Origin of the sequence: Rubripirellula lacrimiformis, from assembly GCF_007741535.1 — a bacterium.
In the GTDB taxonomy this organism is placed as follows: Bacteria; Planctomycetota; Planctomycetia; order Pirellulales; family Pirellulaceae; genus Rubripirellula; species Rubripirellula lacrimiformis.
The window spans coordinates 8,248,404-8,269,474 of record NZ_CP036525.1 but is presented as its reverse complement, the minus strand read 5'-3'; the positions used below and the strand labels follow the sequence as shown (position 1 = coordinate 8,269,474).

Here is a 21,071-nt window from a genome sequence, read left to right as displayed (position 1 = left end):
GATCGCCGACTCTCAGGATGACATCGGCGTTTCGGTCGATGCCTTTGCCGGTTCCTGTGGGGGCATCATCGGCGGCGGTGTTCGTGCAACTTTCGTTTCACATCGTTCTTCGATGATCTGGAAGTGGTGCTGCAGGTGTCCAGCGGTCAACCAAGCGATCGCTCGAACCGTCATCCGGTTCCCCGAAACTTCGGCGGACCGATCCCATGCTTGGGGCACAATCCGCTGCAGCAGCCACAGGTTGGACTGTCGCAGTGCTACCAGTTCGCTGGTCAGGTTGGTGAAATTACCCAGCCCAAACCGGCTGTCGGCGTAGGCGTTTTCGTCCCATCCGGGCAGCGGAGTCGAGTCGCCGGCGGCAATTCGCATCATGCGATATCCAAACACCCGTTCGGCATCCAAACAGTGGGCCAGGACCTGGCGGATCGTCCACGAATACGGTGCGTGGATCCGATCGATCTGGCCGGTGCTGAGGTGCCCCGTCAATTCGCAGATCCAGTGCAGTTGGCCCCTTAGTACCGCCAGCGCGCATTCACCGTCGACTTTTTCGACCTGATCTCGCTGGTAAACCGATGCCGACAGCGTTTCTGCGAACTCTTCCGGTTGCGGCCGTCGACTGGCAATGTTGTTCATTGATGACTTTCTGGCTCGTTTATGCGTGCATGATGCGCCGCAGCGGACGCGGCGATAAATATCAGTATTCAACGGAGTCAATCTTAGTAAGCTTTTGGGCAAGCGGGGGCGAAGGGGGGACGGACCACCAGCGCCCTGATGTTTGCGTCAATTGGGGACGCCAGGAGCAAGGCTTGGATACTGTTGTATTTTGCATTCTAGGAATCTGTACCGCCGCCATCGTGGCCGCGGTGGTGATTGGTGGCGTCAGAAAACGCCGGCGTGGGTTGGTCGAATTGGAACGACAAACCTGCCAACATTGGCAGGTGCTTCAGAAGCAGTTGCTCGATCGCCATCTGATCGTCACCCACCTGCTGGATTCCCTGCCGGTCGGTGTCGGCGACCAGTCGGATCGGGATCAGCTGAGAACGCTGAATGAAACCGCAGCACACAGCGTGCGATCGCTAGCCGTGGAATCAGCGCCCGCTTCGCTGTATTGCCAAGTCGCGGCCGACCAGGATCGGTTCATCAGTCCCATGAACCGGTTGATCGCGACGGTCGTTTCCAACCCTGCGGTGTCGGAAAAACCGTGTGTGGTTGCCTGTTTAAGTGGGCTGCGCGACGCGGGCAACAACATCCAGGAATCCCAGTCGACCTTCAACGCGTCGGTCAACGCCTACCAGGATCACTTGGCCAGCGTCACCGCCGACGGCATTCCCCAAACCCTAAGACCGCTGACCGTCCACGAAATCGATTTTGGGCGGTTGTTATTTGGCGCCGGATCCAGTGGGAAACAAGGATCCGTCGTGGCGGACCCAGAAGCCTGATCCATGGGATCGATCCGCGTCGCTGTCCAGGTCGATGGCGCCAGCGCCGGTTGTGGGCACCGACGGTGCGTAGGTCGCGGGCTACTGATCCGCAGCCAGGTCGCCTAGCATCGTTGCGGTGATGGCGACCGAGTCGCCATCGATCGTGTGGGGACCCATGAACGGGTGGAATTTGATCGGTACATCGGCGTCGGTGATCAAATCCCGCAGCGATTCGGCGCTCGTGAATGGCAGGATCGGGTCAATCTGTCCGTGCGATTGAAACACCTGGCAGTGCTTCAAGCGAGGCAGCCCAGCTTTCCATTGGGGTTGGCAAACCAGCGTTCCAGAAAACAGGAACATCGCCGCGGGCGGCAGCACATCGCCGCGGACCGCTGCGTCCATGGTCAGCATCGCACCCTGGGAAAAGCCGCCCATCACGATTGGTGTGTTGTCGCCATCCATGCTGGATTTGACGTTCGCGATGACTTGGCACAGTGCCGTGCGAGCGTCGTCGATGCCGGGAGGCGTTTGATCGTGCAGTTCGTCGAAACGCTTGGCTTGGACCGCTGCGGCCAAACCTGTCATGTTGATCGGCCACCACGCTCGCCCGCCCGGCATGCCCAAATCGGCTAATGAATGCGGGGCATCGGGGAACACAAATCGAAAGGCGCCGGCCGCATCACCCAACATCGATATCCATTCGCCCGCTAACGGTGCTAGGTCGTCGTATGACGCGCCATAGCCGTGGCAAATGATGACTGCAATTTTGGGGTCGGGTCCGCCGTCGACCACGATACAGTCTAGCGGTTCGATATGAGTGCGTTCGGCTTGGGGCATTTCAAAGGGATCTGCGGATAGCGTGTTCGGGCAGGGTGCATGGGACAAAATGTCGATCTGGCGTCAGTGCAGTCAGACATCCATACGGTGTTCCGCCAAGTTGATCACGGCTTCCTCGCTTTGTCACCCCATAACGCGTCCAGCCGCGCATCACGCCCGCAGGTCCAACGATAGAATTTGTACTTGGTCGGATTCTTGGTGTAGTAATCCTGGTGGTAATCTTCGGCCGGATAGAACTTGGTGGCTTCGATGATCTCGGTACGAACGCGAGCCCTGAGTGTTTTGGCAGTGGCCTTCTTGGACGCTTCGGCTGCCTGTTTCTGTTCGTCATCGTGATAGAAAATCGCCGTCCGGTATTGGCCGCCCTCGTCACAGAATTGGCCGTTGGCTTTGATCGGGTCAACGTTGTGCCAATACAGCCCTAGCAGTTGTTCGTAGCTGACCTTCGATGGGTCGTAGACGATTTGCATCGATTCGATATGCCCGGTTCGGCCTGTTTTGACGGCTTCGTAAGTCGGGTTGGGGGTGCGTCCACCGGTATAGCCTGATGTCGTCGACAAAACCCCCGTCATCTTGTCAAACGGCGGTTCCATGCACCAAAAGCAACCGCCGGCAAACGTCGCGATTGCGGTCGACGGTTTGGCATTTCGGTCGTCACTGTTTTCCTCGGCGGCCTGCGTCGCAGATGCCCACAGCAAGACAGAAACCATCGCGACAGGGACCAGAAACTGGGTTCGGGAGGTCAGCGAAGACAATTTCATGGTCGGAACCTTTCTGGCCGTTGAAGCAAACGCGGTGGAGCATTTCGTAGCGGACGTCGCCAAGACTCTCGGTGATCCAAAATCCAAGGCCGAAAATATTGGCGAGTTTCGCAACGAAAAACCGCCCAAAATGTGAGGAATGAATGCTTCACGCGTCGCCGTACGGCGTGCAATGGAACGAGGTCGGTGGAGATCAGGCACCGTCGGTGATGATCCCATTGTAGTTAGCCGGCAAAAAACGGTTTGACGGCAACCCATCGCGAGCGGACGCTGCCTCGTTCAGGTCCGCAGTGGCCCCGCGCAGTCCAGTCGCTTTCGGGGCCCGGTGTCGGTCCACGCTGGGCCTGCGCCAACGGTCGTGCCCGTGCGGGGAACCTGCACCGTTATGGAGCCTCGACCGTCATGGCGGTATCCTGGCGTTTGAAATGCTCGAACCATCGGTGGATCCGCCAATGGGGAAACGAGCCAACCGAATGCACGAAAAGGAACCTTCGATGACGTCGCCGCTGACTTCGAGCCCCCCCTGGAAATCGCTGGCCCAACACTACGACGCGATCAAGAACGTGCATTTGCGTGAAATGTTCGCCGATGATCCGGCACGCGGCGAAGCGATGACGTTGGATGCCGTGGGGTTGTACCTCGACTATTCCAAGAACCGTGCGACCGCAGAAACAATGGGGCTGTTGGTCGATCTGGCCAAGTCCGCCAACCTGTCGGACCGCATCGAAGCGATGTTCACCGGCGAAAAAATCAACCTGACCGAAGGACGGTCGGTGCTGCACACGGCGCTGCGTACGCCCAAGGGCAAATCGGTCCTGGTCGACGGTGTCGACGTGATCCCCGAAGTCCATGCGGTGTTGGACAAGATGTCCGCTTTTTGCGATCGCGTTCGCAGCGGCCAATGGAAAGGTCACACTGGCAAACGGATTCGTAACATCGTCAATGTGGGGATCGGTGGTTCGGATCTGGGGCCGGTGATGGCCTACGAATCGCTGCGGCATTTCAGTGACCGACAGTTGACCTTTCGCTTCATCAGCAACGTGGACGCCACCGACTTTGCCGAAGCCACCGTTGATCTGGACCCGTCCGAAACTCTGTTCATCGTCGCTTCGAAAACCTTCACGACCATCGAAACGATGACCAACGCGGCGACCGCGCGGCAATGGTTGGTCGATGGGTTGGGCGGTGACCAGACGGCGATCCCCAAGCACTTCGTGGCCCTCTCGACCAACGCTGAAAAGGTGGCAGAGTTCGGTATCGACACCGACAACATGTTCGAATTCTGGGACTGGGTCGGCGGACGCTATTCCATGGAATCGGCGATCGGACTGTCGACGATGTTGGCAATCGGGCCGCAAGGTTTTCGCGAGATGTTGGACGGGTTCCATGAAATGGACCAACACTTTCGCAATGCCCCGCTGGATCAGAACCTGCCCGTGTTGATGGGCATGTTGTCGATCTGGTATTCGAACTTTTTCGGTTGCGAGACGACCGCGGTGCTGCCGTACGAACAGTACCTGAAACGGTTCCCGGCCTACCTGCAACAGCTGACGATGGAAAGCAACGGCAAGTACGTCACGACCGACGGCGGCCAGGTTGATTATGCGACCGGGATGATCTATTGGGGCGAACCGGGAACCAACGGTCAGCATTCGTTCTATCAATTGATTCACCAAGGCACGCGGTTGATTCCATGTGACTTCATCGCGTTTGGAAAGTCCCTGAACCCGATCGGCGATCACCAAGACATCTTGATCGCCAACGTGTTGGCTCAAAGCGAAGCCTTGGCGTTCGGCAAGACAGCCGACGAAGTCAAAGCCGAAGGCACGCAGGATTGGTTGGTGCCGCACCGTGTGTTCCAAGGCAATCGCCCATCCAACACGATCTTGGCCGATCAGATGTCGCCAACGATGTTGGGCAAATTGGTCGCGTTGTACGAGCACATCGTGTTCGTGCAAAGCGTCGTTTGGAACATCGACGCGTTCGACCAATGGGGCGTCGAACTGGGCAAGGTTTTGGCCAAGAACATCATCCCCGAACTGGATCCGAAATCGGCGTCCGAATTGGACCACGATAGTTCCACCAACGCGTTGATCCGCAGGTACCGATCGATGCGCTAGCACGCGCGGTTCAAGTCACTCGACCGCCCAACGCTTCGTTTCACCGCGTGGGCAACGCCCCGTGCGTTTGTGCGTTGGCAACGCGCGGCCCGATTTTTCGTTTCACCACGTGGGCATCGCCCCGTGCGTTTGTGCGTTGGCAACGCGCGGCCCGATTTTTCGTTTAACCACGTGGGCATCGCCCCGTGCGTTTGTGCGTTGGCAACGCGCGGCCCGCTGGGCACGCGGTTAAACGATAGGGGGATGATGCGCTTGGCGGGTTCAATCGTTTAACCGCGTGGGCATCGCCCCGTGCGTTTGTGCGTTGGCAACGCGCGGCCCGCTGGGCACGCGGTTAAACGATAGGGGGCGATGCGCTTGGCGGGTTCAATCGTTTCACCGCGTGGGCATCGTCCCGTGCGTTTGTGTGTTGGCAACGCGCGGCCCGCTGGGCACGCGGTTAAACGATAGGGGATGATGTGCTTGGCGGGTTCAATCGTTTCACCACGTGGGCATCGCCCCGTGCGTTTGTACGTTGGCAACGCGCGGCCCGCTGGGCGCGCGGTCCAACGATAGGGGGCGATGCGTTTGGCGGGTTCAATCGATTCACCGCGTGGGCATCGTCCCGTGCGTTTGTGTGTTGGCAACGCGCGGCCCGCTGGGCGCGCGGTCCAACGATAGGGGGCGATGCGTTTGGCGGGTTCAATCGTTTCACCACGTGGGCAACGCCCCGTGCGTTTGTGCGTTGGCAACGCGCGGCCCGCTGGGCGCGCGGTCCAACGATAGGGGGCGATGCGTTTGGCGGGTTCAATCGTTTCACCATCCAGCGGATAGCGGTGATTAGACGGTGGCTGGCTTCTTGGTTGGTTGCCAGTCCACCAGGTGGATTTCGACTTTGCGAAAACCGCGGAACTCGTTGATCACCGGACGGTAGGCGATTTCGATTGGGCCATCGGTCGTGTTCAGCTCGTCGCACCATTCACTGCAACCGAAGGCAACGGCGCGAATCACTTTGTTGCCCTGCCGCAGGTTCACCGTCAGGTGGGCCTTGGTCTTGCCCATCAGGGTCGCTGGGGTGTCCAGACGCACGTCCCGGCAGCATAGGATCGGACGCGGATTGCCGGCGCCGAACGGTGCCAGCATTTCGATCTGTTTGATGGATTCTAGGTTCAGTTGTCCCAGCGGCGCTTCGGCGTCGATCACGATCTCGGGGACCACGTCGTTTTCGGCCCATTGGCGAGCGACCGCTTCGCAGAAGTCGCCGCGAAACGCATCGAGTTGCCGTTCGTCGATCGTCAATCCGGCGGCCGCTTTGTGGCCTCCGAATCGAACCAATCGTTCGCTGCATTCGGCCAGGGCTTCGTACAGGTTGATGTTGGTGCCACCGACCCGCCCGGATCCGACGGCATCGACTTTCCCAGCCGCGTCCTGCGAGATCACCAGGACCGGCTTGGCGTATTTTTCGGCCAGACGACCAGCGACGACACCGATCACACCTTGGTGCCAACCCACGCCGGCTAGGACCAGCGCCGCATCCTCTTCGATATTGAAATCGTTCTTCGCTTGTTTTTGGGCAGCCAGGTAAACGCTGCGCTGCAGCGTGTCGCGGCTGTTGTTCAGTTCGTGGATGTATTCGGCCAGCGCTTTGGCTCGGTCGCCCGCCGGTGTCGTCAACAGTTCGACGGCTAGTTGGGCCTGGCCCAATCGGCCGGCCGCGTTGAGTCGCGGTGCGATCGCGAACGCGATCGAATCCGTATCCAGGCTGGTGGCTTCGTCCAGTTTCAGGATCTTCATCAGTTCGGCCAGACCCGGCAGTGGTTCCGCCTGCAGCATCTTTAGGCCGTGTTCGACCAGGATCCGATTCTCGTCCAACAGCGGCACGACGTCGGCAATCGTGCCGATCCCGGCCAAGGCCAACGACTGCATCAGGTAGCGTCGCAGCGGTTCGGTCACCTTCTTGGATCCACACATGTCTTGGCACATCGCCCATGCCAATTTGAACGCCACGCCGGCACCGCACAGTTCACCGAATGGGTAGGCGGTCCCGGGCAAACGTGGGTGGACGATCGCATCCGCATCGGGCAATTCGTCGCCAATGGTGTGGTGGTCGGTGATGACCAGCGTGATTCCTAGTTCTTTGCACAGCTTGGCGTGGCTGACCGACGTGATCCCACAGTCGACCGACACGATGACTTTCTTGCCGTGTTTGGCCAGTTTGCGAATCGCGTTCTCGTTCAGCCCGTAACCGTCTTCCAGGCGATTGGGAACGTGATAGCTGACGTCGCCGCCGAGCAACCGGAAACCGTTGACCAGGATCGCTGCGCCGGTCATGCCGTCGCAGTCATAGTCGCCGTAGATCACGATCGGGGTCTTCGCACGAATCGCCGCGACCAGGATCTTGGTCGCCTCGGGGACGCCCGGCAGCAGCAGCGGTTCTCGCAGTGCCTTCAGTTTCGTATCCAGAAACTGAGACGCGTCGGCGGCGGTGTAGACGCCCCGGCTGACCAGCACCTGCGCCACGACGGCGGGGACTCGAGCCTCTCGCATCAACATTTCGACACGGGAGGAATCGTGTGGAATGATCCGCCATTTCCGCTGCATCCGTGACTCCGTACTGGCGGGCAGTTGAATTTCACGCCCGCAGCGCAGGCGGTCTGTGGATGGACGATCCGGCGAGTGTGGGCGCGCGTGGGGAACGTCGTGGACTTCGCCAGAAGTCCTTTCCAGATGGGGATTCTTGTGAATCCCGTGACAAAAGGTTCCGTTTCGGGGCGAATCGACCGGCTGTTAGGCCAGGATACGAGCCTTCGAAAGCAGACTACTTCTTCTTTTCGTTGTGCCAGGTGTGCTTACGCAAACGGGCGCTGTACTTCTTCAAACGCAGCTTTTCGCCGCCTGGTTTGCGTTTCAGCGAGTAGTTGTAATCGCCGGTTTCTTCGCAAACGAGGAAGATCGTTTCCGCTTTCTTCTTGCTCTTGGACATCGATCAGATCTTGGTCTACAGGTGAATATTTGGGTGGTTTTTTGATGAGTGGCCCGGGATTATGGCAGGAGAAGGCGGTTTTGGGCAAGGTACTTCCCGCCGGATTCTTGCCCAGTTTGCTTGTCAGGCACTTTTTACCCTGTGAATTGCAGTCCTGGTGGGGGGGGGGGCGTTCACTGTTGCAGCCCGAACAGCAGCAGATTGGCCACGATCTTGGCGGCGTCCTCGGTGCTGTAACCCGGGCACTGGACCGAATTGGGGCTTTCCAGGGCACAGCTGATGTCCAGCGGCGAGAAGAATACGCCCGCGATATCGTCAATCGTGACCATTTCCATCAATGGCCGACCAGTTCGTTTGGCCAGTCCCCTGCCCCCGTCCCCCGGCGTGCGGATGGTGACGCTGGATAGGTCGAACCCGCCACTGGCCCGCCACAGCGGATGGTCGGGGGGGACGGTTTCCAGCGGAGAGGCTGGGAATATTTTTTTCATCTCCCGCCGAAATGCTTCCGTAAAAGCTTCTCCGCCGCACACCGATGACCCCAAAATGATGCCGTCGTCGCGAACAAAGTCGGCCAGCACCTGGCGTTGGGCGTCGTCGAAGGCGAAGTCCGTGCGGCCGTGAATCCACAGGAACTGCACGTCGGCAAGCGATTGGGCGTCAAATCCGATCGGTTGGTCCGCGGCTAGAATCCGTAGCGGCACGCGCGATTTGACCAGTGCGGCGGCATGCGGGACGGCGCGGCGAGCTTCTTGGCCACCCGCGTCCAGGTCCAAGGTCGCCATGTGGATCGAACCTCGCGATGCGTCGATGTCGCTGCCATCGTTGATCACGAATCGGCTTTCCAATTTGTCCTTCAATTCGCGCCCGGTCGCGTACGCGATCACGTTTTCGCCGATGCCGACCGCCGCGGTGATCTGGGCCTTTGCGGCCGGTGCGATTTCGCTGCGGCGAAACAGGACGTCCCCCAGTTCCCATCGGCACGACAAACTTTGTGGCGAGAAGAACACGCTGGTGCGACAGCAAGCCTGGACCCCGTACATCCAGAAGTTCTTGCTGATCGCCGTCGGGTCGACTTTCTTTTCGGCGAACCATACCGGATGGTCGGGCGGCAATCGTTCTAGTTTGGCACCGTCGAACCAATCGCCGCATAATTTCATGACACTGCGTCCGAATCCGGATGCGTCGCCGCAGCCGTCCCCGCCATCGGCTTCGAACAGGATCGTGCCGCCCTGTTGAGTGTATTGGCGAAGGGTTTCGGATGTCTTGTCGGACCACCGGATCGCTTGTCGGCCGCTGATCACCAGGACCGGCGTCTGCAACAGGTCTGCAAGATTGGCCGATTCGCTTTCGATCGTTTGCCAGGTCAGGTCGCGTCCCCAGTCACGTTCGACTTGGCGGACCAGTTGCCGCATTCCGTCGGGATGCTGTTTCCAGCCCACCGAATTCGTCGAATCCACGTTCGGCGCATCGGGGTATCGCAGTCGGCCGACGACCACCTGGCGTTTTCCCTTGCTAAGGAACAGCAGCGCAAAGGACGTTGCCACCGCTTCGGGTTCCAACGCACCGTTGCCTTTCCAGTAACCCAGGAAGTCGTCCTGCAGCGTGATCAGTCGCTCGGCCCCTTCGCGGTACCAGTCGTGACCGCCGATGAAACGACGCCCCGATAGTCGTCCGACTCGTTCGAGCGCGTAGATGTAGTAATAAAGCGTCATTCCGTTGCCGCCCGGATTGACCAAAGTGGTGAAGTTGCGGCCCAGCCAATCCAGCCCCGCTTCGACCGGATCGGTTTGTTCGTCGTCGCCACCACAGCAACGGATTTGGTTGCCCACGATCGAAGACGTTCCCCCGCCCAGCCGGCCACGGGAAATGATGATCGATGCCACGCCCGCGCAGGTCATGCTGCCCGAGGGGTCGCGAGAGTTGTAGGCCCAGGATCCGCCCGGCCGCTGTCGGTTGGTCCAATATCGCATCGCCAATTCGAATGCGACGGGTTCGACTTGGATGCCCCGTTCCTCGGCCGCACCCAACGCCAGGATCGCAAATTGCGAATTCGACGGATCGCCAGGCCCGCCTCGCTGCGTTCCATAGTTCCAAGCGCCAAGCCCGCTGGGGCCAGCACCCTCGCGGAACTGGGTGTCGACCAACCACTGAGCGTTGCGGCGGATACGAGGCAGGTCACCGGCGGCACCCAATTGGCAGTAAACCATGGTTTGCAGCGACACCGAATACGTTTCCTGCGGCTCGAACGATCGCAGGTACTTCATCGCCTTGGCCACAGTGGGGTCATCCTTGGGGATCCCGCAATTCAACAGCGCCAACGTGCACAGTGCGGTTTGGCCGCACGAATACCCGCTGTATTCGTCCCAATTGCCGCGTTCGCTTTGTGTCTTGCGAAGATAGGCAACGCCGCGATCGATGGCCCGTTGGACGGTCGCCGCATCGACCTCCGCCGCCCAGCAGCGGGTGGTGTGGCTGCAGAACGCCGTGACAACTACCCAAACTACCAACGCCAGCGTCAGACGCCTCGCCTTGGCGGGCTTCCAGCGTCTAAGATTTGGTGGACTGAAGTCCGGCCGTTGTGTCTGTGCAAAGGCCAGCCGATGCGTTTCAGCAAAGGAATGTGCGTTAATCATCATGAGCGGTCCTCCTCCTGTGCCACCACCTGGCCCTAACCCGGCTGGTTCCAATTCGCCGAATCCACCACCGGCCGCTTCCAGCCAATCCGCGGCCGGTTCGTCGGCACCGGCTCGCAATCTGGGCGACGTGTTGCGAGAGTTTTCTGATCACCAGCAGACCATGCGATCAGAGCTTGCCAAGGTCATCATCGGACAAAGCGATGTGATCGAACAATTATTGGCCGCGATCTTTACGCGTGGTCATGTGCTGCTGGAAGGCGTTCCCGGTCTGGCCAAGACGCTGATGGTCAGCACGTTGGCCGATATCCTAGACGTTTCGTTCAAGCGAATTCAGTTTACTCCGGACTTGATGCCCTCGGACATCACCGGGACCCAGGTTCTAGAAGAAGACGAACACGGCCGTCGCAGTTTTCGCTTTGTCGAAGGCCCCATTTTTACGAATATCTTGCTGGCGGACGAAATCAACCGGACGCCGCCGAAGACTCAGGCCGCCCTGTTGGAAGCGATGCAGGAACGCCAAGTCACCATTGGCCGCGACACCTACGATCTGCCGCCGCCGTTCTTTACGATCGCCACACAGAACCCGATCGAACAGGAAGGGACGTACCCGTTGCCGGAAGCCCAGTTGGACCGGTTCATGTTCAACATCAAAGTGGGCTATCCGTCGGCTGCCGAAGAAGAACAGATTTTGACGGCGACCAGTCGTGGCGATTCGCCCACGGTCAACAAAGTGCTGTCGGCACGCGCGATCCTGAATGTCCAAAAGTTGGTCGGCAGCGTCGCGGTCAATCCGTACGTGATCCGCTACGCCGCCAAGTTGGTGCGGGCGACTCGTCCGGCCGACGAAACGGCGCCCAAGTACATCCGTGAATTGGTGGACTGGGGGGCCGGCCCACGCGCAGGCCAAAACTTGATCGCCGGTGCCAAAGCGCTGGCCGCGATGGACGGTCGGTTCAGCATTGACCCGGACGACATCAAACGCATCGCGGTGCCAGTGCTGCGCCATCGGATGGCCACCAACTTTCAGGCTCAGGCCGAAGGCATGGATACCGACGCGATCGTCGCACGGCTGTTGGAAGACATCCAGCCACCGGAGCCCGAGAAGATGGCAAAGAAAAAGTGACCAGTGGCCGTCGTGGGGATTCAGGTCTTCGCGAATCGCTCGGCTTGCTTCCATCGTAAACTTCACGTCTCCACCACCCTGGTTTCATGTCTCTGCTGACTCCGGAATCGTTGCAGTCGATCCAGCGACTTGATCTTCGCGCCCGGATGGTGGTGCGTGGGTTCTTGCAAGGTTTGCATAGCAGTCCGTTTCAGGGATTTTCGGTTCAGTTCAGCGAACACCGCCGGTACAACCGTGGCGATGATCCGCGGCTGATCGATTGGTTGGTCTATGCAAAGACGGACAAGTATTACACCAAACGTTTCGAGGCCGAGACGAACCTGACCGGGTACTTGGTGATGGACTTGTCAAAGTCGATGGGCTTTACCGAGAGCGGTTCGATGACCAAGTTCGAATACTGCACTTGTCTGGCCGCGTCGCTGACCTACCTGATGACGATGCAGCAGGATCCCGTCGGTCTGATCTCGTTCGACGAAAAGATGCGTGCGTTGTTACCAGCCCGCAGCCGTCGCGGTCACCTGGGGGATGTGATGGCCGCGCTGACGCGGTTGAAGCCAACCGGGCGGACCGATCTGCCAGCCTCGTTGACTCAATTAGCAGCGATGTTGAAACAGCATTCGCTGGTGATGCTGTTTTCCGATCTGCTGCCCTCGGACACCGAAACCGGTTCGCCCGAAGATGTGATTTCAGGCTTGGCCCGGCTGCGGCACGGTGGCAACGATGTGATCGTGTTCCATGTCATGGACGAAGCCGAAGTGAATTTTCCCTACGATGGACCGGTTCAATTCGAAGACGCGGAAAGCGGTGCCATGGTGACGGTCGACGCGACCGGGTTCCGCGAAGACTACCTGAAACAGCTGGATGAATTCCGCGAAGCCTACCGTGCCGGTTGCCACAAGTTGCACGTCGACTACGTCCCGCTGGATACCAGCATGCCCTTCGACAAGGCGTTGACGGAGTACCTGTTGGGACGGCAACAACGCCTGTAAGAACGTAGGGCAGGCTTCCAGCCGGTTGGTGCGACCTGCCGACGGAAAAGCAACGTAAGCCGGGCCAAGCGAAACGCCGTATATCGGATTGCTCGGTGGTGTTTGGGGTGTGTGATTGCCGGATCTGCGTCGCTGCGCTGCTTGATCCGGCCTACTTTGCTGGAAACCTAATTTACAGCAGTAACGATTTCACGACGGGGATCGATAGGCTGTTGCCTAGCATCTTCCAACGTTTGCGATCCGATAGGTCCGGTGGGAATTGGAACCGTGCCGAGAACCCCATCAATCGTGACACTTCGGTGGGCGAAAACCTTCGTAGCCGTTCGCCGTGTCGAACGTAGGATCCGCTGCGGATCATCGATTTGCCATATCCGCTGGCAAAGCATGCACTGGTCGCCGCTGCATCATCGGCGTCCACCACGTCCATTGCGGCGGCGTAATCGTTTGCAATCTGTGGCGAGATCCATCGCGTTGAATCGACGTTCGGCATGGGATCCAAGATGTCGGGAATCGTGAAGCGCAGCGAAGCATCTGCGGGCACATCGATCGAAACCTGGTGGGATTGATTCGCGATCATGTAGTAACGCAGGCGGCGATTGGGGATCCCAAACTGCGTCGGGCATAGCGTCGCCTCGGTGATCCGATAGCCGTTGATGCACAGCGCATCGCGAAGTTGGTCTGCGTGTGACGATGATGCGAATAGCGGAACGTTTTCGATCACGATCTTTGCAGGGATCCGCTTGGGCTGAGCCCGCATCCAGGCGATCAGCGCCAGCAGTGCATCGCAGCGACGATCGTTCACGTAATCGCCCGTGCCGCGGCGGCAATACGGTTGGCAGGGCGGCGAAAGCCACCAATGAACAGGATCGTGATCACCGGCGGTCTCGAGTTTCCTGTCCCGTCCATCCTGTTGGTCGATCGGGTTGCCCGGACCGGCTAGGCCCCCTGGGTTGCCATGTTTTGCCGTGTTGCTGTGGCTGGTCAGTTTGCCTGCGTCGGCTAGGTTGTCCCAATGGACCGATTCGATCGTTCGGCAATCCACCGCCAGCCCAAAGTTGTGCTGGTAGACGCGGCCACAGTCGTGATCGATGTCGATGGCGTGGTAGGTTTTCAGATCGGCACGCCCGCCATCGGAAGCCAATTGACGCATCGCTTCGGCGACTCCACCGATGCCACAGAAGAATTCCACCCACATCATCTCGATCTCTGTCCGATTCTAAATCCAGGTTGGGGGCATGCACCGGGGCAATATAGTCGCTGATGTCGATTCGGTATTCGTCAACAATCGGATAGAATGACAAACTGACGCTGTAACGTTGCCAATCGATCTCGTTCCAATCCGTTTTGCGAATCCGCTTTGTCGTTTCTAAACGCAACACTTATCTTCGGCTCGTTGGCCGCGATCATTCCGATCGTGTTGCATTTGATCGCGCGCCGCGAACCTCGCAAGGTCGTGTTTCCATCGGTAGCGTTTCTGACCCGCCGTGTCGATTCGCATCGCAGCCGAATGCGAGTCAGGCGATGGTGGTTGTTGGCGCTGCGGATCGCGGCGGTTGCTGCGTTGGCCTTTGCGCTGGCGCGTCCGGCGATCCATCAATCGTTGTCGTTGACCTGGTTGACGATCGGTTTGGTGGGGGCCGCTGGGTTGGCGTTGTTGGTGATGGCATCGATCGCGATCAGCAAAGGTCAGTCCCGCAACGTTTCGGTCGGTCTGGTGTCGGGGGCCGCCGCAGCCCTGTTGTTCGCAGGCGTGTGGGGAGCCTACACGTATGCATCTGGGCCTGCGGTTTCGTTGGATACGACGGATCCAGTGGCGCTTGCGATCGTGTTGGACAATTCACCGACTTCTGCTCTGCGGTCCACAGGGGATGGTCGTTCGTCAGGCGATCAGGTCACTCGGATGCAAGAGGTTGCCGCTTGGATGGTTTCGCGGTTGCCCGCGACCAGTCGGGTTGCGGTCTTGGACCGTTCGTCCGCACCGGCGGTGTTTTCGTTGGACGTTGGCGGTGCGATTTCAAAGATTGAACAAACGTCGGTTCGTCAGGTGGTTCAGCCGATCACGCAGCGCGTTGATGCAGCGGCCCGTTTGCTGCGGACCAGCGACTTGACCAACCGCCAGATCTTGATCATTACCGATCTGGCGACTTCGACTTGGGGCGATAGTGTGTCGGAAGTTGCGGCCGATGATACGTATGCCGCTGATCCGCCGATCGGTGTGACGGTTTATGACGTCGGCGCGATCGATGCGACCAATCGGCACCTTTCGATGCCGCGAATCGCTGATGCGACGCCGCCGATGGGGACGCCGGTTCCGATCACGGCGACCCTATCCCAGCAAACGATTGGCCAAGTCGGTCCAGCGGACGCGGGTGACCAAGCGGCTGTTGAATCATCCGGTGGCGGTCGCACGGTGACGGTAGAGTTGGAACTGTTCGAGCGGGCTCCGTCGTTGCCGGTGGTTCGGGATGGCAAAGTCGTTTACCCGGCGGCTCGCAGTGTGGATCGGACCAGCGTGCGACTGATTCCGGGTAGTTCCAGCGATTTGTTGCTGACCATCCCGTCGCTGTCGCTAGGTGTGCATCATGGTCGTATTCGTTTGACCGGCAATGATTCGATGCCGTTGGACGACGCAAGGTACTTTTCGGTGTCCGTGTTGCCACCGGCATCGGTGTTGTTGGTCAGTGATGATACGGACGAAGCGGCGGCGATTGCCAAGGTGATCACGGTGTCGGCGACGATCGCCGATGATGCCAACGCCGAGTTCCAGGTCGAACGGATCGGGCATGGGGATCTGCGAGTGGCGCGGTTGTCGGATTACGACGCGATCGTCTTGTTGGATCCGCCGATCGCGGTGCTCAGTGATCCGACGATCGCTGAATACGTCGCCGGTGGCGGCGGTGTGCTGGTTTCGTTGGGACCGGCCGCGGGCGATACGGCCTTGGAATCGACGTTCATGCCGCCCTTGGTGCTTCGATGGCGAGTGCCCGACGAAGGGACGTTTTTGCAGGCTAGCCGGACTCGTCATCCCGTCACCGAAGCGGTGTCCGAAGACACGCCGTGGAGCGATTTTTGGGTTCACCAGTATTGGCAGGTGTCGCCTGCACCTGGCGATCGCGTGTTGATGCGATACGCCGGAACCGATCACCCCGCACTGATTGGGCGCCGCGTCGCGATCCCGCCAAAATCTGGTGACGTGCCAGCGGATTCGGATCCGGCTGGGCTTCCAGCCGCTGGATCTGAAACCGGTGGGAGTGTTCTGGTGCTGACGACGCCAGTGCCGGCGCTCGCAAAATCGACTCGTTCGTGGAACGAATTGTTCGGCACCGATCCCTGGCCGGCGTTTGTGTTGATCCGGCAATCGATCGAATTTCTGACGGGGCGAAGCCAGAACGGTGCGATGACGTTGGTGGGTCGCCCCTATGCGGTCCGGGTGCCGGATGCCAATGCGGACGCGGAAACCGGCGCGGCGGAAAGCTCTAACATCGCGTTAGGCACCAACACGGGCACCATCGCGGGCACTAATGCGGGGGGTGGCCCTGGGTCCACCGATGTGGGGCCGGCGGCGGTGGACGCCTCGCTTGCCACTCGTTCCACCCGGTTGCAGGTATTTCCGCCGGATGGGCGGTTGCCGGTTCCGTTGGACAAAGCCGCAGCGGCGGATTCGGTCGTGGTCGCCGACGTGTCGGTCGCAGGCACCTATTGGGTCCGTGGCAGCAGCCCGGGGCTGGGGTTTTCGGCGAATCTACCCGATAATGCGTTCAACTTTGACCGTGTCGACGCGGATCGACTGGACCAGGTATTGGGAGCCGATCGTTACCAATTGGCAACCACGCGAGACGAAATTGAAATGTCTGACCAGCGATCGGCAAGTCGAGTGTCGTTGCATTCGCCTGCTATGTTGTTGGCACTGATCGTTTTTCTGTTGGAACAAGTTCTGGGCAACCGATTTTACCGAACGTCATCTCGGAAATCACAGCCTGCGGCCGTCTAGGAAAACATGAATACACCGCGATTGGGGGCAGAAACAGAGCGTCTTTGTCCCCGTTTATGCAAAGCACCCAAACGGCCGTTTTCGCTGCTTGGCGTCAAAGTGGCCGTCACCGGAACATTCCGCACAGCGGATGCGATCGGATTGATGATGACAAGCCGATTGAAGTAGACCACCGGCACGTCGACCTGTAATTTACGTGCGGGATTTACCGGTCGTTCCGCAACCGCTTCTCGCAAGCCGATTGCGGCAAACCAACACCAATCTATCGCTGATCAACTGACCCCCAACTATGAAACAGACATCCCTGCTAGAGCGACGTGGCCCGCTGGGGATTCCGTATGCTTTGTTGATTCTGTTGGCATTCTTCTTTTGTTTGCCGGCTGCGTTTCGAGCTGCTCGGATGAGCTTGGGCGAGAAGGAAAACGACGTCAAAGATTGGTTGCCCAGTAACTTTGCCGAGACCGCCGAATTGGAGTGGTTTGCGGACCACTTTGCCGGCGAGAGCTTTGTGTTGGCAACCTGGGAAGGTTGCAATGTCGAAGACCAGCGGTTGACGCTGCTGGCCAGCAAACTGACCCATGAATCGGATACCTACGACCCGTCGGCTGACTTCCCGCCTGAACTGGCGGCGACGTATCGCCGTGCGAAAGATGTCGGCAACGAATTGGGGCTGCTGCAAGGCGGCACCGACCATCTGAATTGGGGTGGCAAGAACGAGAAGTGGCTCAGCACACCAAGCGGGCAATGGTACTACGTCACTCCCGACGGAAAACTATACCGTTGGGAAGAATCGATGACCGGGCCGGCGGCTCTGATCCGTTCGGTCAAAAAGGCACGCGGCGTGTACGAACTTGGTGGGACCTTGGTCACCGCGTTCGGCGAAGCACCCAGCGATGCGCCCGGATCACGATTGGCCAACCCGTTCTACAACGACCTGTCCCTGTTGACCGCATCGTTGTTCCATTCGGTTCAAACCGGCGAAACGATTGTTCAACAGTTGGCTCAGGAAGGTGGTCCGCTGTGGCCGGTCGACCTGACCGATCAGTCGCAGCGCGCGAAGGTGGCCCGACGGTTGGCGATGGAACGTTTGACAGGCACCCTGTTTGCGCCGGCTGTGCCACAGGGGTTCACCTGGACGCCGGAAGCATTCCGCGAAGCACTGCCCGAAAAACGTCAATCCGAAGTCACGCCCGATTTCGACGTCATCGCGGCAAACTCGCTGACCAAGTACCTCGATGATCACTTCGGCGGTTCACTGGAACAACTTCAGCAAGCGCCGCTGCACGAGCAGGCGGAAGCTTGGTATGCCGTTTGGGATGCCGCTGGGATCGAATCGCCGCACCGTTTGACCTGTGTGTTGGTGACGCTGACCGACTTGGCCAAAGACAATCTGGTCTATGCGATCGGTCGTGGCGTGTTGGGCCAACCGCGAGGCCGGTTGTTGCAACTGGCTGCCGATTCCGGGCTGCGTCCTGCTGGGCCGCCGTCGATGGCGCCGCCACCCTTCAATCGTCAGGCTGCTGAACCGGCCGACGGTTTGGCCGCGTTTCGGATGGGTGGTCCGCCGGTCGACAACATGGCGATCGACGAAGAAGGCACGGTGACCTTGGTCCGCTTGGTCGGTTACAGCGTGTTGATCGGCATCCTGTTGTCGTACGTCTGTTTCCGCAGCGTCAAAATCACGATCATGATCTTTGTCGTCGGCGGCAGCTCGGCGATGCTAAGCATGGCGATGGTTTGGTGGACCGGTGGTAAGGTCGATGCGATCCTGATGAGCATGCCTTCGTTGGTCTATGTGTTGGGCCTTTCCGGTGCCATCCATGTGGTCAATTACTACCGCGATGAAGTTCGCGCACGCGGCACGACTGGTGCCGCTGGCCGCGCGCTGCGGCATGCAATCGTTCCTTGCACCTTGGCGTCGCTAACGACCGCGATCGGATTGGTGTCGCTGGTCACTAGCAACCTGGCGCCGATCAGTAACTTTGGGTTGTATGCGGGCATCGGAGTGATGTCGACATTGGGCATCCTGTTCTCTTACTTGCCCGCCGCCCTGCAAACGTTCACGCCGTCGGTGACCGATTCGCCCGCCGCATCGGAAGCATCCGACAACCCCGATGAACTGAACACGGAAAGCGGGTTGAGCGATTGGTGGGCCGGATTCGGTCGTTGGGTGACCGGTCACCACCGTATGGTCACAGTGGGATGTTTGTTGGTGCTGTTCGCATGTGCCATCGGCATGCGTCACATCAAAACGTCCGTGCAACTGTTGAAACTGTTCGATCCCGACGCGCGGATCATCCACGATTACGCTTGGTTGGAAGACCACTTCGGCAAACTAGTGCCGATGGAATTGATCGTGCGGATGCCGCCGCAGATGCAAGCCGAATCGGATGCGGCTGGGATCGCAGCCGCAGACGGCGAAGGTGCAGCCGAACCGCTAGATATCCTGGAACGTGTCGAAGCCGTATCGCGGATTCGGCGCGTCGTGCATCGTACGTTGGGCGAGCCCGGTTTGGGGATCGTCGGCCAATCCACCAGCTCGGATACGTTCCTGCCCGAGTTGCCCGGTCCTAGTAACGGGTACAACGCGGTACGGGCAAAGTTCAATCGTGAATTGCTGGCTGCGGGCGATACGCTTCGCGACAACGACTATCTGAAACTGGAAAAGGAAGGCGACTATTCCGGCAGCGAACTTTGGCGGATCAGTCTTCGTGTGGCCGCGCTGTCCGATGTCGACTATGGCGAGTTCATTTCGACGCTGCGTACCGCCGTTGAACCGGTTCTGCGAGCGTACGAAACTCGCGATGAATTGATGAAGCAAATCGCCGCGGATCCGGTCGATCAAAAGTTTGTCTTGGTCGTCGGCGCGAAACGTCCAGCGTCGCTCGATGCGATTGATCTGGTGTCCGAAGACCGGACCGAAATTCTGACCAACAATACCTTCGTCGCAACGCTCGGCGAATTGTTGGCCGGCGAACAGATCGAAAAGCCGATGTGGATCGATCCCACGACCGAACAGGCGGCGGATATGAAGTCGTCGGGGCGTTGGGAAAAGATCTTGGCCAAGTACAAAACGGTCGTCTGGTTGGGGGGCGAAAGCTTCGCACAGGCGGACTTTGCTGCGGCCAAACATTTCGTCGATGCCAACGCAATTGAGCACAAGATCGTGTCGCCATCCTTGTTGCCCGGGCAGATTCCGGACGTCGATGGGGCCGGTCCGATGCAGGTGATTTACACCGGTGTGATCCCTGTGGTGTACAAGGCACAGCGAACGCTGCTGGTCAGCTTGGCGGATTCGATCGCGCTGGCCTTTGTGTTGATCTGGATCGTGATGGTGTTGTTGCTGAATCCCGGCCGGGTACCGTACGGATGGTTCACCATGGGAAACATGGGCAATGGGTTCGCCGCCGGTGCGGTGGCGATGATCCCCAACGTGTTCCCGGTGCTGACGATCTTTGGGCTGATGTGCCACATGGGGATCGAAATTGACATCGGTACGATGATGACCGCATCGGTCGCGATGGGTGTCGCCGTCGACGACACGATTCACTTTCTGTCCTGGTTCCGTGACAACTTGGACCGCGGTCTGACGCGCGTCGAAGCGTTGATTGAAACCTATCGTCGAGTCGGTCCCGCGATGACGCAAACGACCATCGTGGGCGGCCTGGGCCTGTTCGTGTTCGCCCTGTCAACCTTCACGCCAACGCAGCGGTTTGGCACGTTGATGCTGGTGATGTTGGCGGCTGCCTTGATCGGGGACCTAGTGATGTTGCCGGCCCTGCTGGCGGGACCGCTGGGGCGATTCTTCAAGCCACGATTGGATGCTGATGGACGCCCGGTGAAATCGGCATCCCTCAGCAATCAGGATGACGATACAGATCAGTCCAGCAGCGATCGGCCCACCACGTTTTCGGACAACGGTGTCAATGGACCGTCGCGACTGGATCGTCCGGATCTGGTCGATGGGACGCCACGCCTTAAGGTGCATCTACCGCCCAACCAAGGCAGCCCGCACCACCAAGATTGACCGCCCATAACCCTCCCCCCCCCCCCCATCGCGGCTACGGTCGGACGATTCCAATCGAATCCCACGGCGTCGTTCTTCATAACACGATTCGCCTTCGTTCTGAGGACGCTTGGCGTTCGGGAATTCAGCCGAATCTCACGACGGGGTTGGGGGCTTGGGTTTGCATCTGCTGATACTCGACGCGGTATCATGTCTTCGTATGCG

14 protein-coding genes are annotated in these 21,071 nt (G+C 59.3%); 7 read left to right on the top strand and 7 right to left on the bottom strand.

All coding sequences use genetic code 11. The features are described 5' to 3' along the window. Positions 1–12: 12 nt before the first annotated feature. Positions 13–633, bottom strand: a complete 621-nt coding sequence (locus K227x_RS28960) for a DinB family protein (RefSeq protein ID WP_145176362.1) — start codon at positions 631–633, stop codon at positions 13–15. A gap of 173 nt (positions 634–806) precedes the next feature. Between K227x_RS28960 and K227x_RS28955 the strand changes: the two genes are divergently transcribed. Then, positions 807–1,439, top strand: a complete 633-nt coding sequence (locus K227x_RS28955; protein ID WP_145176359.1) for a hypothetical protein — start codon at positions 807–809, stop codon at positions 1,437–1,439. A gap of 81 nt (positions 1,440–1,520) precedes the next feature. On the opposite strand, the gene K227x_RS28950 is transcribed toward K227x_RS28955, so the two are convergent. Further along, positions 1,521–2,258, bottom strand: a complete 738-nt coding sequence (locus K227x_RS28950) for an alpha/beta hydrolase (RefSeq protein WP_145176356.1) — start codon at positions 2,256–2,258, stop codon at positions 1,521–1,523. 104 nt (positions 2,259–2,362) lie between these two features. Next, positions 2,363–3,019 carry a peptide-methionine (S)-S-oxide reductase MsrA gene (gene msrA / locus K227x_RS28945; RefSeq protein WP_145176341.1) on the bottom strand — a complete coding sequence of 219 codons (657 nt, stop codon included), beginning with the start codon at positions 3,017–3,019 and terminating at the stop codon, positions 2,363–2,365. A gap of 473 nt (positions 3,020–3,492) precedes the next feature. Between msrA and pgi the strand changes: the two genes are divergently transcribed. Next, positions 3,493–5,139 carry a glucose-6-phosphate isomerase gene (pgi, locus tag K227x_RS28940; protein ID WP_246146366.1) on the top strand — a complete coding sequence of 549 codons (1,647 nt, stop codon included), beginning with the start codon at positions 3,493–3,495 and terminating at the stop codon, positions 5,137–5,139. An 819-nt stretch (positions 5,140–5,958) separates the two neighbouring features. On the opposite strand, the gene recJ is transcribed toward pgi, so the two are convergent. From recJ to K227x_RS28925, 3 genes are all read right to left on the bottom strand, one after another. Beyond that, a complete protein-coding gene (gene recJ / locus K227x_RS28935; protein WP_145176338.1) occupies positions 5,959–7,719 on the bottom strand; it encodes a single-stranded-DNA-specific exonuclease RecJ in 1,761 nt (586 codons plus the stop codon). A 217-nt stretch (positions 7,720–7,936) separates the two neighbouring features. Then, positions 7,937–8,101: a 50S ribosomal protein L33 gene (gene rpmG, locus K227x_RS28930; protein ID WP_145176336.1), complete on the bottom strand. Its 165-nt coding sequence runs from the start codon at positions 8,099–8,101 to the stop codon at positions 7,937–7,939. A 173-nt stretch (positions 8,102–8,274) separates the two neighbouring features. After that, positions 8,275–10,737 carry a DUF4159 domain-containing protein gene (locus K227x_RS28925; RefSeq protein WP_246146365.1) on the bottom strand — a complete coding sequence of 821 codons (2,463 nt, stop codon included), beginning with the start codon at positions 10,735–10,737 and terminating at the stop codon, positions 8,275–8,277. A gap of 127 nt (positions 10,738–10,864) precedes the next feature. Here K227x_RS28925 and K227x_RS28920 point away from each other — a divergent pair, with 127 nt between their 5' ends. Together K227x_RS28920 and K227x_RS28915 are read left to right on the top strand one after the other, a co-directional pair. Further along, positions 10,865–11,860, top strand: a complete 996-nt coding sequence (locus tag K227x_RS28920; protein ID WP_145178597.1) for an AAA family ATPase — start codon at positions 10,865–10,867, stop codon at positions 11,858–11,860. Positions 11,861–11,946: 86 nt separating this feature from the next. Further along, positions 11,947–12,849 carry a DUF58 domain-containing protein gene (locus K227x_RS28915; protein ID WP_145176333.1) on the top strand — a complete coding sequence of 301 codons (903 nt, stop codon included), beginning with the start codon at positions 11,947–11,949 and terminating at the stop codon, positions 12,847–12,849. 172 nt (positions 12,850–13,021) lie between these two features. On the opposite strand, the gene K227x_RS28910 is transcribed toward K227x_RS28915, so the two are convergent. After that, positions 13,022–14,047 carry a DNA cytosine methyltransferase gene (locus K227x_RS28910; protein ID WP_145176330.1) on the bottom strand — a complete coding sequence of 342 codons (1,026 nt, stop codon included), beginning with the start codon at positions 14,045–14,047 and terminating at the stop codon, positions 13,022–13,024. Positions 14,048–14,206: 159 nt separating this feature from the next. Between K227x_RS28910 and K227x_RS28905 the strand changes: the two genes are divergently transcribed. The 3 genes from K227x_RS28905 to K227x_RS28900 all read left to right on the top strand — a co-directional run bounded on the left by K227x_RS28905 (position 14,207) and on the right by K227x_RS28900 (position 20,867). After that, on the top strand, positions 14,207–16,840 hold the full coding sequence (locus K227x_RS28905) for a BatA domain-containing protein (protein ID WP_145176326.1): 2,634 nt from the start codon (positions 14,207–14,209) through the stop codon (positions 16,838–16,840). Positions 16,841–16,846: 6 nt separating this feature from the next. Continuing rightward, a complete protein-coding gene (locus K227x_RS31000) occupies positions 16,847–17,008 on the top strand; it encodes a hypothetical protein (RefSeq protein WP_218933627.1) in 162 nt (53 codons plus the stop codon). Between the two features lie 121 nt (positions 17,009–17,129). Next, complete coding sequence (locus K227x_RS28900) at positions 17,130–20,867, top strand: efflux RND transporter permease subunit (RefSeq protein ID WP_145176323.1); 3,738 nt, start codon at positions 17,130–17,132, stop codon at positions 20,865–20,867. Positions 20,868–21,071 lie beyond the last annotated feature (204 nt).